We start from the raw sequence: 17,055 nt of genomic DNA on the forward strand, positions 1-17,055 counted from the left end.
ATTACTATCATATTATTTATCACCTTTTAATTATTGTCGTTCTTTGCTGTCGAATCCATCTTCTAAGCAAAGTTTTATTTCCCTTTACGATAATTCCTAACTTATTATAACATTTTTCAACATTATTTTTAGACCTAAAATTATTACATTTATATTTCAATAGATGTGTTTGTAGAAAAAGGACGATAAAAAGGCTCCTTGGAAGGGATTTCCCCTCCAAGGAGCCTAACTTAATCCATATAAATTTCTTACTTTTGTTCCGCTAACCACGTTGACAATGCATCAAGATCGTCACCAGTTACATTAACTGGCGGCATATTGCCTTTACCGTTTGTGACAATATCCGCTATTTCATCAGCGGAATACCTTGAACCTACCTGTGTCAGATCAGGACCCGCACCACCTGAAAGGTCTGCACCATGACACGCTGAGCAATTTGCCTGAAATACTTCTTCCCCGGCAGCAGAATCAACAGCACCATCATCAGCTGGCTCTTCTGTACCAGTGTCGGTGTCACCTGAACCCGTATCGTCTGTATCTCCACCGCCACAAGCTCCAAGTACGAATAATAATGATGCAAATAAAACGAACATTAACCACTTTTTCATTTCAAAAATCCCCCATTCATCAATAAAAATTGTGTCAAAGAATCTCACTGGTTATATTATAACCCTAATGTCGATTTTTGAAACGCATTTTTATCGGAGTCCTGATTGAATAGGACAGCTACATCACAACACTAGCAGCTTTTGACTATTTATGGCGTTTTTGTGAAAAAATGGTATTTGCTTATTTTAAGTGCATTCTGCAAAATATCCACAAAAAGAGGAGGACATACAACCAGATTCTAAAATGTCCTCCTCATGTTCCTTATTTTATTTGTGTTCGTAAATAGGCATCTATAAATGGATTGATGTCACCGTCCATTACAGCCTGTGTGTTTCCTGTTTCGGTATTTGTCCGATGGTCTTTTACCATAGAATATGGATGGAATACATAGGAGCGGATCTGGCTTCCCCATCCAATTTCCTTTTGTTCACCACGAATATCATCAAGTTCCCGCTGCTGACGTTCTATTTCGTATTGATATAACTTGGATTTCAGCATTTTCATTGCTGCTTCACGGTTTTTCAACTGTGATCTTTCGTTTTGGCAAGTCACGACCGTATTGGTCGGAAGGTGGGTAATCCGGACAGCAGAATCGGTTTTATTGACATGCTGACCACCGGCACCACTTGCCCTGTACGTATCAACTTTAATATCCTCTGCTCGAACTTCAATATCAACATCCTCAGTCATCTCCGGAGTGACATCACAGGAAACGAATGATGTATGCCGACGGCCAGAAGAATCAAATGGTGAAATACGAACTAAACGATGGACACCTTTTTCGGCTTTTAAATAACCATAGGCATTATGGCCTTTTATTAAGAGAGTTACACTTTTCACCCCTGCCTCATCACCTGGCAGATAGTCGAGTGTCTCTACTTTGAAATCACGATCTTCTCCCCAGCGCTGGTACATTCTAAGCAGCATGCTGGCCCAGTCCTGCGATTCAGTACCACCTGCTCCCGGATGAAGTTCAAGGATGGCATTATTTGCATCATACGGCTCGCTTAAAAGCATTTGCAGTTCAAAATCATTTACGTCCTTCATAAAGGTTTCCAGCTCTGACTGCAGGTCTTCAAATAATTCCGCATCATTCTCCTCTTTTACGAGTTCATAGGAGACGACAAGATTTTCAAGCTGTTCTTCTATAGCTTCAAAATTTTCCACATAACCTTTTAAGCCATTTGCCTCGTTTATCACCTTTTGTGCACTGTCCTGATCATTCCAGAATTCAGGGTCGGCCATGTGCATATCCAGCTCGGCAATCCGTGCCTTTTTGACATCTAAGTCAAAGAGACCCCCTAAAGTCTTCAACTCGTGCAGCCATTTTCTCTAATTCATGTTTGATTTCTACTAATTCCATATTATTCACCTCATATTTATTTCTTCATGTAAAACACTCCCCTTACAGGGAGTGCCTTCACTTATTTACCATGACAATTCTTATATTTTTTTCCACTGCCGCATGGGCATGGATCGTTACGGCCAACATCCTGCTTTTTCACGATCGGTTTGCGGGTTTTCTTCTTTTCATCCTGATTCCCTGCTACGGCCTGGGTATTTTTGACAACTTCCTGCCGCTGCAGATTATCACGAATTTGTGCTTTCATGATATATTTGGCAACTTCGTCTTCCATGCTGGCAACCATCTCTTCAAACATGGCATAGCCTTCCATCTGGTATTCACGCAATGGATCATTTTGTCCATATGCACGAAGATGAATACCCTGGCGAAGCTGGTCCATTTGGTCAATGTGATCCATCCATTTGGAGTCAACTGTACGCAGAAGAATCACTTTCTCAAACTCACGGAACTGTTCTGGAGCAAGTTCTGATTCTTTCCTGTCATAACGGGTGCGAACCTTATCCATGAGGAAATCGGAAATTTCTTCTGCTTCTTTCCCTTTCAGGTCTGCTTCGGAAATCTCATCCTGATCGAGCAGGTTGCCTTGCGCATATTCAGCAATCGCCTTCCGATCCCAGTTCTCTTCATCATCATCCTGTGTATGGGTAGTGACCACCCTATTAATGGAAGAAAGGATCATATTCTCGATAATTTCTCTTAAATTCTCATCCGAATCAATAACCTCAAACCGCTGTTTGTAAATGATTTCACGTTGTTCCCGCAGTACATCATCATAAGAAAGCACTGTTTTACGTGCATCGAAGTTATTTCCTTCTACCCGTTTTTGGGCAGATTCAACAGCTCTGGATACCATTTTGCTTTCTATCGGCTGATTATCATCCATTCCAAGTCTTTCCATCATGGCCTTCAGATTATCTGAACCGAAGCGACGCATTAATTCATCTTCCATCGATAAATAAAACTGGGTCACACCCGGATCACCTTGTCGTCCGGAACGTCCCCGAAGCTGGTTATCGATACGTCGGGATTCATGACGTTCTGTACCAACTACAGCAAGCCCGCCAAGCTCTTTGACGCCTTCGCCAAGTTTAATATCCGTTCCGCGACCAGCCATATTCGTCGCAATGGTGACCGCATTTTTTTGCCCGGCATTCTCAATGATTTCTGCCTCACGATAGTGGTTTTTAGCATTTAAAACTTCATGTCTGACTCCTGCCTTTTTCAGCAATTTGGATATAAGCTCAGAAGTTTCTACCGCCACCGTACCAACAAGAACAGGCTGTCCTGCAGCATGTCTTTCTTTAATATTCTCAACCACGGCTCGGAATTTCCCTTCCATGGATTTATAGATCAGGTCTGGCCGATCATCGCGGGTAATCGGTTTATTGGTTGGTATTGCGATAACATACATGTTGTATATATTTCTAAATTCTTCTTCTTCTGTTTTGGCTGTACCGGTCATACCCGAAAGCTTATTATACATCCGGAAGAAGTTCTGGAAGGTGATGGAGGCAAGCGTCATGCTTTCGTTTTGAATCTGCAGCCCTTCTTTTGCCTCGATTGCCTGGTGAAGACCATCACTGTAACGGCGTCCCTTCATTTTACGGCCAGTAAACTGGTCAATGATAATAACTTCTCCTTCTTCCACCATATAATCATCGTCTCGATGCATGGAAGCATGGGCCTTAAGTGCCTGATTGATATGGTGTGTTAAAGAAACATTGTTCAGATCAAATAAATTCTCGATGGAGAAATAGCGTTCTGCTTTGTTGATTCCTTCTTCTGTTAACTGAACACCTTTCGTTTTTTCATCATAGGTATAATCTGTTTGCTTATTGAGTGTTGCTACAAAACTGTCTGCCTGCTGATACAATGAGGCAGATTTTTTTGCAGATCCTGAGATAATGAGCGGTGTTCTTGCTTCATCAATCAGGATGGAGTCAACTTCATCTATGATTGCGAAATTTAGTGGGCGCTGTACCATTTGATTTTTATATAAGACCATATTGTCACGAAGATAGTCAAAACCAAATTCATTATTCGTACCATAGGTAATATCACAGTTATATGCTTCTCTTTTTTCTTCTTTTGATAATCCATTTCCATTCAATCCCACGGTCATACCGAGGAAATCATATAGCTTGCCCATTTCCTTCGCATCACGGTCTGCCAAATATTCATTGACTGTGATGATATGGACACCATTTCCGGATAAGGCATTTAAATATGCCGGCATGGTCGAGGCAAGGGTTTTTCCTTCCCCTGTTTTCATCTCAGCAATATTGCCTTCATGCAGTGCAATTGCTCCCATGATCTGTACTTGGAATGGACGCATTCCAAGTACCCTTTTGGATGCTTCACGAACTACTGCAAAAGCTTCGACGAGCATATCGTCTAGTTTTTCGCCATTTGCATAACGTTCCCGAAGCTCTTCCGTTTTATTTTGAAGCTCTTTATCTGTTAGTTTTTCGAGTTCAGGTTCAATAGCTTCTATCATATCAACCTGTTTTTGTAATCGATTGATTTGTTTCTGGTTTCCATCACCAAAAATCTTAGTTAATAATCCAGCCATTTATTTAACGCTCCTCAATTAAATCAATACTTGTTTACTATAATCCATTAATATCATACCACTTTCCAATAACGTCTGACAACTGGATGAGCACCTTGTTCCCTTCCAGTTGGCAGCAGGCAATGAAGAAAGAACAGACTGGGGATAGTCTGTTCTTCAAAATGGGGATTATAAGAGGTATCAATGGAGAGATATCCTTCGTTCAGGGCTAGGGCCAATAGAATCCCTTTTCTTCCATTTTCAGTGATATCTCAGCAATCTTTCTGTTAGTGGCTGCAAGTATTCCGAGGAGTTGTGTTATGGTGTCTTCTTGCTGTTTAACTTTAATCGTTAATTCGCTTAAAACTCTCCGGTCGTTTTCATTCACATACCCACCTCCCTAGTTCGATTGACTTATTTATATCACAAGAATAGTTCAATAGTCTAATGTCTGTTTTTGGATTTTGGTATCCAATTCGACATTTTTCTTGTGTGAAATCTGCTTTTCAGCTATATAGTCAGACATTTTAAAGCATTTTCTGCAATTATAACTGAATAAAATTTAAATTCGGCTTTTTGTTCTCCAAATTTCGACATCTCCGTAAATCAAGTGCAGTATTGCTTCTTTAAACGAAAAAGACGATTCCGTAATGGAATCGTCTTTTTTATATATGTTAAAATGTATTTGGTTCAATTAATCCATATCTTCCATCACGTCTGCGGTATACTACGTTCGTCTCACCGGATTCATCATTGGTGAATACAAAGAATTCATGTCCGAGCATATCCATTTGCAGGATGGCCTCTTCGGAATCCATAGGCTTTAAGTTGAATCGTTTTGTTCTTACTATTTCCAAATCATCTGTCTTATCTTCTACAGCAACAGTACTTGCCAGCTTTTCCATTTCGGCAAACATGTGTTTAGGAGATCCGTTTTGTTTGATTTTACGATTGATTTTTGTTTTATGCTTACGTATCTGTCTTTCCAGTTTGTCAACAGCTAAGTCAACAGCAGCATATAAATCAACATGTTGAACTTCACTTCGCAATAAAAGGTTTGTCATCGGAATTGTCACTTCAATCCGTTGCTCATCATTATAGACACTCAAATTAACATGTACATCTGACGCTGGAGCATTATCAAAATATCTCTCGAGCTTGCCGATCTTTTTTTCCACATAATCCTTGATAGCTCCGGTCACTTCGAGATTTTCACCGCGAATGTTAAAATTCATAAAAGTGTCCTCCTTTATCCTTTATACATTTATTATACTACTTTACCACCAACTTTTCCTGCATAAACATGGCGAAATTCCGTCTTGTAATTCCAATACTTCAAGCAAACCCTTGATGGACCAAGGGTTTGCCGGTTTACAATTCATTAATAATTTTTACAATTCGATAAAATCCACCAATAAAAAAACTTCTGGAGGAACCAGAAGCTTTTTCTACTTTTTGCTATCCATAAACATCCCATCCAACGTATGGACATGTTTATATGGGTTGGTATAGGACTGATTGGATTTCTTTTGTCTTTTCACTTGGATCATTTCCATCTTTAGGTCAGCAAAAAGAATGTGCATCTTTTTTTCGATTTCATTATTCAATAGGAGAACCTCATTGCCCAATTGCTTTTCTTCTGCTGTATAGGGAGAAACAAGAGATTCCATATGATGCCCTCTCTCATGAACCAATTCGTTTAATTTTTCTATGGCAGATTCTCGAGATTTGGCAGTGATTTCCTGGCTTAATAATGCCTGGATTTGCAGGGTAATATCGTAAACCGGCTTTGCCCTGTTCATTATACTTGTGCACCCTGTGCATACTGCTGTTTTCTGTTTTTAATCATTACTTGTTTCCATGTATCTCTAAATTCCGTCACAAATCCTAATACTTCCTCCAATTTCGTAACATCATTCTTGATGTTTGCCTCTTTAAGCTGGAACTGCATAAATTCATATAATGGAAGTATCTGCTTAGAGATTTCTATTTCAGGATCCAAGGTAATCATTAACTCCTGGATAATATTCTGTGCCTTTTGGATATTTTTGTTTTTTGCTTCGTAATTACTATCATTAATATCCTTGATTGCCTGCTTAATGAATTTCATACATCCATTGTACAGCATCAAGGTCAATTCCCCACCTGAAGCAGTGTTTACGGCATTGTTCTGGTAGGTTTGATAGGCTTTATTAGCCGGCATAAGCCTTTTCCTCCTTTATTTTCCCGATGACTATTGGGCGAAGTTTGACATTAGCATGGAAGATTGCTGGTTCATCATGGAGATTGCTTCTTCCATTGCACCGAACTGTCTCCAGTACCGATCCTCAATCTGAACAAGTCTGTCTTCAAATGCATCGATTCTGCTGTCCAGATCCTTCATTCGCTTCCCGAGTGTATAGTTTTCCAATGTATCGGTACCTTTTCCTGCACGCTGGTTGATCCGGTTCATAGTGCTCTCCACCGCATCCTCCAGTTTGTTTACTAAGCCCCGATCTGTACCCGTACTGCTATTGGAAAATAGTTTTTGGACACTTTCCGGGTCATCCTGTAAGGCTGCCTTCAGTTTTTCTTCGCTGACGATTAATTTACCGCCGTCCAGATAGTCGCTTGAGGTGGTAATGCCGATTTCAGTAAGAGAAGAGAAAGCCCCTCCTGAAGAGGATGTATCAACGGTAGAATACCAGCTTTGCCGCATATCAAACAATCCGCTGGAGATTGCGCTCTCCCCCTTGAGAAGGCCACTCTTTGCCTTTTCTTCCCAAAGCTTAATTTCGTCTTCAGACATGTCTGCTTTTTGAGCATCCGTGAGTGGTGGATAATCTCTATAGCGCTCTTCCTGCTGTGAGCCATTTAATTCTTCAACAACCTGATTATATTTGTCAACAAATGCCATTATCTTATCGAACGAGGCATCCGCATCATTATTAACCGTAAGCGTCGCATTCTGTCCACCCGTAGTATTATTGAATTGGAATGTGATGCCGTTTAAAGTATAATTGTTATCTTTTGATTCTACCGTGTAATTATTGTTATAGGTAAATTTTGCGTTTGTTCCGCCATTTTCATTTACTTGTGTCATCTTAATAGCCGCAAAGAAACCTGAAGCCTCATCAAATTCGATTTCGTTCGTACCTTCAGTATTGTATTTGCCAGTCCTCGTTGTCTCCATAAGTACTTTTTTGGTATTTTCATCATATGTCATGCGGACATTATTATCTGCAGTATTTATGGCAGATATGACATCCTTCAATGTGTCCCCTGGCTGAAGGTCATAACTGAAATCCTGTGGGTCTCCCTTATCATCATATGTTGTGAACTTGATTGGTCCTGTAATACCCTGTTCTGATAAAGATGTGTCCGGATCTAAACCGTCTATTTCAGAAGAACTCACATTTATCGCAGAAGTAGCCAGCGATTCCACATTAATATTATACGTACCGTTTGAAGAGCTTGCACTGCCTTGCGCGGTCACTGCACTCTCCATCGTAGAACTAACTGTTTTCGAGTTATACGTGCTGCTCATTTTCATATCAAGAAACATATTATCCAGTTCCAGAAGTTTCTTGTTGATATCCCTGAATGCATCCCGCTGCCATTCAAGCTTTGTTTTGTCCTGACTCATTTTATCCAATGGAATCCGTTCTGCGTTCATCAGATCCTTGATAATACTATCTGTGTCTATCCCGCTGGCTAGACCGCCAATTCTCATACTCATATTAACGCTCCTTTATATTTTCTGATCAATGAGGATCCCCATAAAATCAGCCATTTCTGCATACATATCCAGCATTTTTTTCGGTGGTATTTCTTTTATTACCTCTTTTGTATCTGAATCAATGACCGTTACATAGTATTTATCCAGCTTGTCATGCAGTTCAAATTTGAGATTTCTTCTTATAGGTTCAAAGAATTGATTGAGTTTCGTAACTGCTGCTGCGACATCTTCTTTTTTTATAGTAGTTTCTTCTTGCCCTTTTTCTCTATTTCCATTCATGCTTGCCCTGATTTCAGAACTTTCCTCTACCGGTGCCGGTTTCATGCTGTATTCACTGTTTCGTAAAGTTTGAGGGCTGGACACAATTCTATCCACTGTCATCCCAACACAACTCCTCAGCCATTTTATTCTTTATATCGGCTCTGAATAGGATTCACTGAAGTGTTTGGTCGGAATTTTTCTATTTTATTCTTTCGATTCTTTAAGTAGTGTGAGGACATCCAGAGATATATTCGCTGCTTCATTATTGCGCTGCTGTATATCCAGGTAGATTTCCTTCCGGTAGATATCAACGGACTTTGGCGCCTCGATGCCTAGCTTGATCTGATCGCCTTCTACAGCAAGGACTTTGATCTCAATTTCTTCACCTATTTGAATCGATTCATTCCGTTTTCTGGTCAATACAAGCATTATTTCACATTCCCTTCAGCAATCGGAGGAACAATCGACGCCTTGGAAGAATAGTCCTCGATATTCAGAATATATTGTTTGCCTAGTTTACGTTCAGAATTAAAAATAATAGGGGCTTTCAAGTTCAAAGTGCTAGTGCTGAAAGGATTTTTCAAGGTAACAATAGAAAGGACTGCAACTTCCCGTTCATTTGTTATTTGCAGACTGTCCAGCAGATTATCGTCCAATTGGAAGGTATAATCCTGATAGATTTGATATGGGTTTGTTACAATAAACGCAATATTGGCTGAGTTAATCGATTGCAGAATTTGAAAAATCGGGTTATCAGGCAGGTCCAATAGTACGAATTGCGTTTCATCAGCAAAACCTGGCAGACCAAATGGAAAGCGGATAATTTTACTATCTTCTATCTCAACCTCACTCAAATATTTCGTTTGTATTTTCATTTCCAATATTCATCCTTTCCTTACGCTAAAAGATTCGTGAAACTGATTTCCAGATCCTGACGCTGCTTGAGGCTTGTCTCCACTTTTCCTGGCTGATAACTGAATTGCGGTTTTCTGACCGATGCATCAATAATCGGTTTGTTCGCGTTTACATCAATCTTCACTTCTGCCGGCTGATAGCTGGTTCTGACCGAAAAATGGGAGGGGATAAATTTTATTCCAAGTGCCTTCTTGGAATCATGGCCGTTTTGGATAGCCTGATTGATAAGCGGGTTCCCGCCGTTTTCAATTTGCATTAACTCATTGCCCTGCCTTGCTCTCCTGGCTATTCCCTGCAGCAAAGCACTCTTACCTTCTTGGGCAAACTTTTCAATTCGTTTTGAAATATGCATCAAATTCATATCTTCCCATGCCTTTGACTGATCAATCTGCAGTTTTCCCGGGGTTGTCCGAATCGAAACCTCTGCTTTTGGCTGCTGAATGTTGAGTTCCGCCTGCGGTTGTGAAATCTGCTGTTTTGCAGCTGTTGTTTCTATCTGGATTTGCGCCAGCTGTGATTGCATTCTAATTTGTGGCAATTTCATCTTCCGGGCTCCCTTCTATTCCTTCCAGCTCTAATTCTCCTATAAAAAGGACAAACCCTAACCCCCGTTTCGGGTCAGGGTTTATCTAATGATTTATCTTAGGAAATCAACCAAGGATGGCTGAATGATCTTGGATCCTGCCGAAAGTGCTGCACGATGCAGACTTTCCTGTGTGATCAGCTGTGTAATTGCTTCCGCATAATCAATGTCTTCGTTCTGTGACATGGTTTGCGTTGCAATTACCTCCTGTTCGCCTAAGCGATTTTCAACAAGCTCCAGCCGGTTCATCCTTGCCCCAAGCTCCGCACGTGAATTAATGATGTTATTGATTCCAGTATCTAGTTCTTCAATGCTGGCATCAATGTCTTCATCAATAGCTTCATCCCCATCTAACTTTGCTGTAAATTTATCTATTACTTCAAAAATATCCGGGTCTCCGCCGAATACATCATCGCCATTAACATTTGCTTTTAGTGTCGTGCCGCTTGAAACTTCGATTTTAACTTCAGATGGGTCAAAAATCACATTTCCTTCTGCATCCACAGGTGCTGTATCGGTCTGTGAACCATTAAAGATATACTTATCATTCACATTGGTATTGGCAATATCAACCAGATGATCTTTCAGTTGTTTGACTTCTTCACTCATATTGACACGTTCTTCCTCGCTGTATGTTCCATTGCTTGCCTGAACAGCCAGCTCCCGGATACGCTGTAATGCAGAGGTCGCCTTGTCAAGAGCAGCATCTGTATTGTCCATCCAATTATGGACCTCATTCGTATTGCGCTGGAATTGCTCCACCTTCACAAGCTCTGTGCGATAGCCCATGCCTTTCATGGCGACGACAGGATCATCGGAAGGTCGGGTGATTTTTTTGCCGGTATTCAGCTGATCCATATATTTCCCCATTTTATCATTGCTGTTCATCAGATTGCGGAGCATATTATTGGATAGCATTCCTTGTGTTACGCGCATCGCTAATCGCCTACCTTCCCACTAATCCCATATTATTGATTATTTTATCGAGCAGTTCATCCATTGTTGTCATGCTTCTCGCTGCGGCACTGTATGCATGCTGGAATTTAATCATATTGGACATTTCCTCGTCCAAGGAAACAGCACTGACGGACAGTCGCTGATTTTCAACCTGTGCAAGCAATGTACCGGTATTGCTCGTCATTTTATTCGCATGTTCTGCAGTGACTCCGAGATCCCCGATGACAGATTCATAGAAACTTTTAACAGAAGCCCCATCCAGAACATCATTTTCTGCATTGAATACTGCTGCCAAAGCAAGTGCATTTTCACCATTTCCCGAACCGCCATCAGAACTGGCATTAATCTCGCTGCCTTCTGTAATCGCGACAGAGATGGATCCTGCTGCTCCAGTCTGCTCATCCACCTCAAAAAAAGGAGGATCCCCGTGTACCTCATTAAAGGCTGTAGCCATAGCATAGGCCATATCATCAAGCTTACTGATCATTTCCGGATAGTCTCCGGCTGCAGTGTCTTCACCGTCTGCATAGCCATACGCATCGATTAGACCCTTTAGCGAGCCTTCTGTTGCTCTGATGTCAACAGCCTCGCCCTCCAGCGTAATACCGCTGATCACTTCTAAACCATTTTCTTCTGTATAGTTTCCAGTCGTTTTTCCAGGTTCATCGAAATATTTGGCAGTGCCCGCCACACCGTCGATCAATTGTGTAAGCTCTGTACCGGATTCGTTCACGATATTGATCGATACTACTCCGTCACCAGTTTTGTTCGGCGGCATATGGCTTGTATCATAGTCAACATTTATGCTGACAATCTCTGATAGCTGGTCGATCATCATGTCTCTGCGGTCATATAGATCATTGGCCGAATAGCCATGTGTTTCCAGATGCTTAACCTGCTGATTAATCTCATTAATGCCGTCAATCAAGGTATTGGCATTCTTAACCGTTGTATCGATTTGCGATTTTAAATCAGTACGGATATTTGTCAATGATTCCGACATGTAATTGAAAGTTTCCGCCAAAGCCTGTCCACGCTGGAGTACAACGGAACGCGCACCGGAATTCTCAGGGTTTACGGCCAAATCCTGCAGTGATTGCCAGAACTGATCGACTGTTGTAGATAATCCGGATTCAGAAGGCTCATTTAAAATGTTTTCCATTCTGCTTAATGCTTCCGATCTTGTTGACCAGTAGCTTGAAGTACTGTTCTCACTTCGATATTGATTATCCAAGAATTGATCTCGTACACGCTGAACAGAGCCAGCTGTTACACCAGTACCCATTTGTCCCGGTATTTCAGGACGGTTCCTTGAGGCTGATGGGTAAGGTGACAATGTTTCAAAGTTAACGCGCTGTCTGCTATAGCCCTCGGTGTTTGCGTTGGCTATATTATGGCCGGTTGTATATAATGCTGATTGTTGTGTGGATAAGGCCTGTCTTGCCATCTCCAAACCGTGAAATGTACTCATTTGGCGTACTCCTTTTATTGATTAATCTATGCTTTCGAGTCAAAAACAGATCGAGTTGAAGAAATGTTCCCCTCTTTAACCCCATAGTTCATATTTTTTAATGTCGGACTCATTAGATCCAATGATAGCTGGACAAACTGCATGGACTGACTGATCAGCACCTGATTCAGCTGTTCCTGCTGTTTCAGCTTCGTGATAACCTCGGTAAGCCTGACCGCAGCCTGTTCCATTCTTACCTGTTCCGCCTTATTCTGCACACTATCAAGAATGTTTGTGATCGTTGCATCTTCTGCAGCAATCCGGTTTGCCTGACACCATTCTGCAACCTCTGTCTGTCTAGCATTCTCTGCCTGTTCGGAGAGACGGATTAATTTCCGTTCTATTACAAGCAGCTGCTGCAATTTATCAATGGAGCCTTCTTTAACGGTGTTTGTTTTATCTTTGGAAACCGCCAATAAGTCCTCATGGATCTTAACCAGTTCTTCCAGTGACTTTATTATTAAAACTGCGGACAAAATGGAGTCCTCCTTCTATAAATGACACTTGCTTATTTTGACCAGAAATCAATCATCTTTTGTGCTGTTTTTTCCGGATTCACTTTATACTCACCGGAATCCACTGCCTGTTTAATTTCCTGAAAGTATGCTGCACGCTTTTCACTTGCTTTGCCATTCTCCTGCAGCTGCTTGGCCTGATTTGAAATTTCAATTTGATCCTTTGTCTGGATGTCTTTCTTCACTTCTGTCTGTTTTTGGATTTGTTGCTTATATGGATTAAAGTTCGTATGTGCTGGACCATTAATTTTCATGTAAGCTTCACCTCTTTGTTCAAAATTTAATTCTGTCCTCTATATTTCAATCTATTATCTTACTTTTATTATCGGCATGGGATAGTAAATGTTTAATGTCTGTTTACTTCTTATGCTTGTCGATTGCATAGTAAGTATTCGTTGAAGTATCCATCGCGCTCATTTCTTCCCGTCTCTTTTCTGTTTCCTCGAATGCCGTCAAATCCTTTTTCAGTTCTGCCGTGCAGCTTACACAAAGCTTCCCGGAGATAATATCGGTTCCGCATCTTTCACAAGGATAAGCCAGATTGGGGAATTCAGTTGGACGGAGGCGCTTTTCCTTAACAAACTTCATGATGAGTTCCTCTTCCACGTTTGTTGCCTCGACAATCATCATTAATGTTGCTTCTCTATTTTTTCTTTCCCTTAAAAAATGATAAACAGTCTGGAAAGCCTCTTCCTCTTCCTTATAGCAACTTTGGCAAATAGTACGGATACCTTTTACAAAAACGGCATTACAACGGGGGCAATTTGCTAATTCAGCCATTGTTGTTTTCCCTCTTTTCAAGTAATTATAGCACATACTAAACTAACCGCGAATCAAAGTAAATGCATATATTTCAGGACATTCATGCTCTTTCAGCAGCCTTGCTGCATGACGCAATGTTGTTCCTGTCGTATATATATCATCGACAAGAATGACCGGATTGTTAATATGCTGATCAATAAAAAAAGGGTTCTCAGCAGATATTCTTTCCATCCGGGTTCTCTTAGACTGCTTAAGTCCATGTTTCCGGGTAAGAATATCTGCATGCTGCACCGGCAAAAATTCCGCAAGAACTTGCGCTTGATTAAAACCTCTTTCTTTCATCCGCTCTTCACTTAAGGGAATGGGTATGGCTACAAAATCTTTTTCGAGAAAAGCAAAACGAATCTTAAACGCTTCAATGACATAGGACTTAAAAATATTTCCGAGAATATAATCGCCTCGATACTTCCATTTGGTAATGATATCCTGCATCATTTTATTATAGGTAAATATGGAATGATTAAATTCAAGCAGATCGGTCGTTCCATTTCCCCAGCTGCGGCAATCCGCGCAGAGCTTTTCTGATGTCAAGCGCCCGCACCTTTGGCATTGGGGTCCCTCCAGCCTCTTCAATTCCCGTTCGCATTCTGTGCAAAACGGAATTTGACTTACCGGCTGGAACAAATTGGACCAGGTAATCTCAGGGATGATTTCCTCGTGGCACCAGAGGCAGTTCATTTCGTGAAACCTGCTCTCTTATTCATCAAACGAATCGCTTGAATTGCCTGGACCATTGCTTCTGTTTTGCCCTGATGGAAAAATATGACCTCGCCATCAGGATCATCCGGGCTACGTCCAGCTCTGCCGGCAATTTGCACAAGCGCTGCCTCGTCAAATACATCATGACCGGCATCCAGGATTGCAACATCAACAGAAGGAAAAGTCACCCCTCTCTCCAGAATCGTTGTCGTCAGTAAAATAAATATTTCTTTTTTCCTAAATTGGATTACTTTATTTTCTCTGTCCGGATCGGCAGCATGTACAGTCTGCAAATCCCCGTTTGAAGTAATCAATCCCATTCGCTGCAGCTGATGCGACAGTTTCTCTCTCATTTTCTCTGCCAGTATTACTGATGGAACAAAAATAAGTAATTGCCGCTGACTATTTTTCCGTAGCTTTAGCCAATTTATGAAGGGCGATGGAGGAGAATAGTTATTGAGATCACGTTTTAGGAAATAGCACATTATCTTTTGCGGTACTGGAAGTGGTTTTCCGTGAAAACGAACCGGAACAAATATATGAGGAAGTTTTTTACGATGAACCAAGGATTTCTGTTTGCTTAGGGGAGTAGCAGTCAGATAGATGGTCGTACTCTGCGCCTTTAATGCACGCTTGGCAGCAAAGTGTAAGGATTCATCCTTGTTATATGGAAAGGCATCGATTTCATCGATAATCATGACATCAAATGCTTGGCGGTATCGCAGCAGCTGATGTGTCGTAGCAATAATAAACTGGGCATTACCAGCCCTTTCATTGCTTCCGCCATATAGTCCTTGGATTTTCACATCTCTGAAAGCCTGCTTCAAGCGAGGTATCAATTCTCTTACAACGTCAGTCCTTGGTGTTGCAATGCAGATTCGTTTTCCTTGTTTTAGAGCACAGGCAATGCCAGGAAAAAGCATCTCCGTTTTTCCAGATCCGCAAACTGCCCAAACTAAGAGCTCATTCTGATTCTTATTTATTGTCATCTCGATCTTCTCAGCGGCTTTAAGTTGAACAGGGGTCAGTTCACCTTTCCATGAGCAAGGCTCTTCATGAGTTGGCCATTCTGCTTCCTTACCAGACCAGTAATAGAGAAGCTCACACTCGCTCACCCGTCCCATTTCAATACATTTACGGCAGTACAGATGGGTTTCGCCGCATATTTGGCATGGGAATTTCGCAAATAGGTAGTTTTTCTGATTACCGCAGCGCTGGCATTGGGAACTGAATCTTTTTTGGTTTATGGATTCCGTTGCCCTTAGCTGGTTTGTGGTAAGAAGTTGTTGAAAGGAGGGTTCATCAAGTGGGATTTCTCTTCGCAAAAGCAGTTTTCCGGAGTATTGAAGGGAGAGTTCATCGAGGGGGATGTTCTCAATTTCTGACATCGTGGCTCACTCGCTTTCATATATTTTTATAGCGCAGAAATAAAGTAATAGAATTTTCCGGTAATTTATTGCGAATAAAAACCTCCCTGTCGTTTACATCCATTCTATCACTATTCTGATTGAATATTAAATTAATTTGCCACCTATTATTTAAAGGCAGCAATATTTTAGTAAATAGCCTTTTGTTTAAGTAGCTATCAGCCTTATGCTGGACTAATAGCTACAAAATGAACGCTACTTCATATACCATCCAATACCGATAGCCCCTTCACCAAGATGGGTTCCGATAACGGGGCCGAAATAACTGATTGAAGTCTGCATGGCCGGATATTTCTTCTGGAAACTATCACGAAGTTCTGCAGCTGACGCTTCGTTGTTAGCATGAATAAAAACAACGTTCAATTCTTTCCCTTTTTCAGCATCTGCCTCAAGCATTCCCATCATTCGGCTGATCGCTTTTTTGCGAGTGCGGATTTTTTCAAATGGGACAATTAATCTATCTGAAAAATGCAGGATTGGCTTCACCTGCAGGAGACTTCCTACCAGTGCCTGTGCACCACTCAAACGTCCACCGCGCTGCAGGTTGGTGAGATCATCCACCATGAAGTATGCTCTCATGCTCGCTTTCATCTCATCCAGCCGCGCGATAATCTCTTGTGGTGATTTACCTTGTGCTGCCATTTCAGCAGCCTCCAAGGCATAAAATCCCTGGACCATACAGCTCATTTCTGAATCATAGGCATAAACATCAATGCCATCAACCATCGATCCTGCACTGATGACAGTCTGGTAGGTCCCGCTTATCCCACTTGATAAATGTACCGATATAACGGCATCGTATTCTTTGGAAAGCTCCTCCAGCTTTTCTGTCACATAACCGATGGATGGTTGAGAAGTGGTCGGCAGCTCTTTTGCTTCCCTTATTTTCTTGTAAAATTCCTCTGTCGTAATATCTATTTCTTCTTCATAGGTTATATCTTCAAAAGTAACACTAAGCGGCACCATATGGATATTGTGCCTATCCCTTAAATCTGCGGGTATGTATGCTGTGCTATCTGTCATTACAGCAAGCTTCATGTATGATCCTTCTCCCTATCGCTATTTGAACTATACGTCATCTCATTTTACATGAAACCTATGAAAAAATCATCTCTATTTATT

At 41.2% G+C, this 17,055-nt stretch carries 20 protein-coding genes; all 20 read right to left on the reverse strand.

Annotated features, from left to right (window positions below; translation table 11 throughout):
* Positions 1-248: 248 nt before the first annotated feature.
* The gene (cccB, locus tag OMHG_RS01290) at positions 249-608 is read right to left on the reverse strand and encodes a cytochrome c551 (protein WP_010647600.1); all 360 of its coding nucleotides are present in this window, start codon (positions 606-608) and stop codon (positions 249-251) included.
* A 262-nt stretch (positions 609-870) separates the two neighbouring features.
* A protein-coding gene (gene prfB / locus OMHG_RS01295) for a peptide chain release factor 2 (protein ID WP_147628989.1) occupies positions 871-1,972 on the reverse strand; the annotation gives its coding sequence in 2 pieces (ribosomal slippage) (positions 871-1,899 and positions 1,901-1,972; 1,101 coding nt in all).
* Positions 1,973-2,033: 61 nt separating this feature from the next.
* A complete protein-coding gene (gene secA, locus OMHG_RS01300; protein WP_010647603.1) occupies positions 2,034-4,547 on the reverse strand; it encodes a preprotein translocase subunit SecA in 2,514 nt (837 codons plus the stop codon).
* 208 nt (positions 4,548-4,755) lie between these two features.
* Positions 4,756-4,914: a hypothetical protein gene (locus tag OMHG_RS18165; RefSeq protein ID WP_154648211.1), complete on the reverse strand. Its 159-nt coding sequence runs from the start codon at positions 4,912-4,914 to the stop codon at positions 4,756-4,758.
* Between the two features lie 286 nt (positions 4,915-5,200).
* On the reverse strand, positions 5,201-5,761 hold the full coding sequence (gene hpf / locus OMHG_RS01305) for a ribosome hibernation-promoting factor, HPF/YfiA family (RefSeq protein WP_010647605.1): 561 nt from the start codon (positions 5,759-5,761) through the stop codon (positions 5,201-5,203).
* A 213-nt stretch (positions 5,762-5,974) separates the two neighbouring features.
* Complete coding sequence (fliT, locus tag OMHG_RS01310; protein WP_010647606.1) at positions 5,975-6,328, reverse strand: flagellar protein FliT; 354 nt, start codon at positions 6,326-6,328, stop codon at positions 5,975-5,977.
* On the reverse strand, positions 6,328-6,729 hold the full coding sequence (gene fliS, locus OMHG_RS01315; protein ID WP_010647609.1) for a flagellar export chaperone FliS: 402 nt from the start codon (positions 6,727-6,729) through the stop codon (positions 6,328-6,330). The genes fliT and fliS overlap by 1 nt, the downstream gene beginning before the upstream one ends.
* Before the next feature lie 30 nt (positions 6,730-6,759).
* On the reverse strand, positions 6,760-8,244 hold the full coding sequence (locus OMHG_RS01320) for a flagellar hook-associated protein 2 (protein ID WP_044476672.1): 1,485 nt from the start codon (positions 8,242-8,244) through the stop codon (positions 6,760-6,762).
* 12 nt (positions 8,245-8,256) lie between these two features.
* Positions 8,257-8,625 (reverse strand): flagellar protein FlaG, encoded by a 369-nt coding sequence (flaG, locus tag OMHG_RS01325; RefSeq protein ID WP_010647612.1) that lies wholly within the window; start codon positions 8,623-8,625, stop codon positions 8,257-8,259.
* 84 nt (positions 8,626-8,709) lie between these two features.
* Positions 8,710-8,934, reverse strand: coding sequence for a carbon storage regulator CsrA (gene csrA, locus OMHG_RS01330; protein WP_010647614.1), 225 nt, complete (start codon positions 8,932-8,934; stop codon positions 8,710-8,712).
* Complete coding sequence (gene fliW / locus OMHG_RS01335; RefSeq protein ID WP_010647616.1) at positions 8,934-9,380, reverse strand: flagellar assembly protein FliW; 447 nt, start codon at positions 9,378-9,380, stop codon at positions 8,934-8,936. Before fliW ends, csrA begins: the two co-directional genes overlap by 1 nt.
* A gap of 20 nt (positions 9,381-9,400) precedes the next feature.
* Entirely contained in the window at positions 9,401-9,964 is a 564-nt protein-coding gene (locus OMHG_RS01340) for a DUF6470 family protein (protein WP_010647618.1), read from the reverse strand.
* Between the two features lie 93 nt (positions 9,965-10,057).
* Positions 10,058-10,939, reverse strand: a complete 882-nt coding sequence (gene flgL, locus OMHG_RS01345) for a flagellar hook-associated protein FlgL (protein ID WP_010647620.1) — start codon at positions 10,937-10,939, stop codon at positions 10,058-10,060.
* 10 nt (positions 10,940-10,949) lie between these two features.
* Positions 10,950-12,431 carry a flagellar hook-associated protein FlgK gene (flgK, locus tag OMHG_RS01350; protein WP_010647622.1) on the reverse strand — a complete coding sequence of 494 codons (1,482 nt, stop codon included), beginning with the start codon at positions 12,429-12,431 and terminating at the stop codon, positions 10,950-10,952.
* Between the two features lie 26 nt (positions 12,432-12,457).
* Positions 12,458-12,946, reverse strand: a complete 489-nt coding sequence (locus OMHG_RS01355; RefSeq protein ID WP_010647624.1) for a flagellar protein FlgN — start codon at positions 12,944-12,946, stop codon at positions 12,458-12,460.
* Positions 12,947-12,978: 32 nt separating this feature from the next.
* On the reverse strand, positions 12,979-13,239 hold the full coding sequence (flgM, locus tag OMHG_RS01360; protein WP_010647627.1) for a flagellar biosynthesis anti-sigma factor FlgM: 261 nt from the start codon (positions 13,237-13,239) through the stop codon (positions 12,979-12,981).
* A gap of 103 nt (positions 13,240-13,342) precedes the next feature.
* Positions 13,343-13,765, reverse strand: coding sequence for a TIGR03826 family flagellar region protein (locus OMHG_RS01365; protein ID WP_010647629.1), 423 nt, complete (start codon positions 13,763-13,765; stop codon positions 13,343-13,345).
* Positions 13,766-13,807: 42 nt separating this feature from the next.
* Entirely contained in the window at positions 13,808-14,338 is a 531-nt protein-coding gene (locus OMHG_RS01370; RefSeq protein ID WP_237566123.1) for a ComF family protein, read from the reverse strand.
* A 143-nt stretch (positions 14,339-14,481) separates the two neighbouring features.
* Positions 14,482-15,894: an ATP-dependent helicase ComFA gene (locus tag OMHG_RS01375; RefSeq protein WP_010647633.1), complete on the reverse strand. Its 1,413-nt coding sequence runs from the start codon at positions 15,892-15,894 to the stop codon at positions 14,482-14,484.
* A 234-nt stretch (positions 15,895-16,128) separates the two neighbouring features.
* On the reverse strand, positions 16,129-16,971 hold the full coding sequence (locus OMHG_RS01380) for a DegV family protein (RefSeq protein ID WP_010647634.1): 843 nt from the start codon (positions 16,969-16,971) through the stop codon (positions 16,129-16,131).
* Between the last annotated feature and the right edge of the window lie 84 nt (positions 16,972-17,055).

It is taken from the genome of Oceanobacillus massiliensis str. N'diop, from assembly GCF_000285495.1.
GTDB classification, from domain to species: Bacteria; Bacillota; Bacilli; order Bacillales; family Amphibacillaceae; genus Oceanobacillus; species Oceanobacillus massiliensis.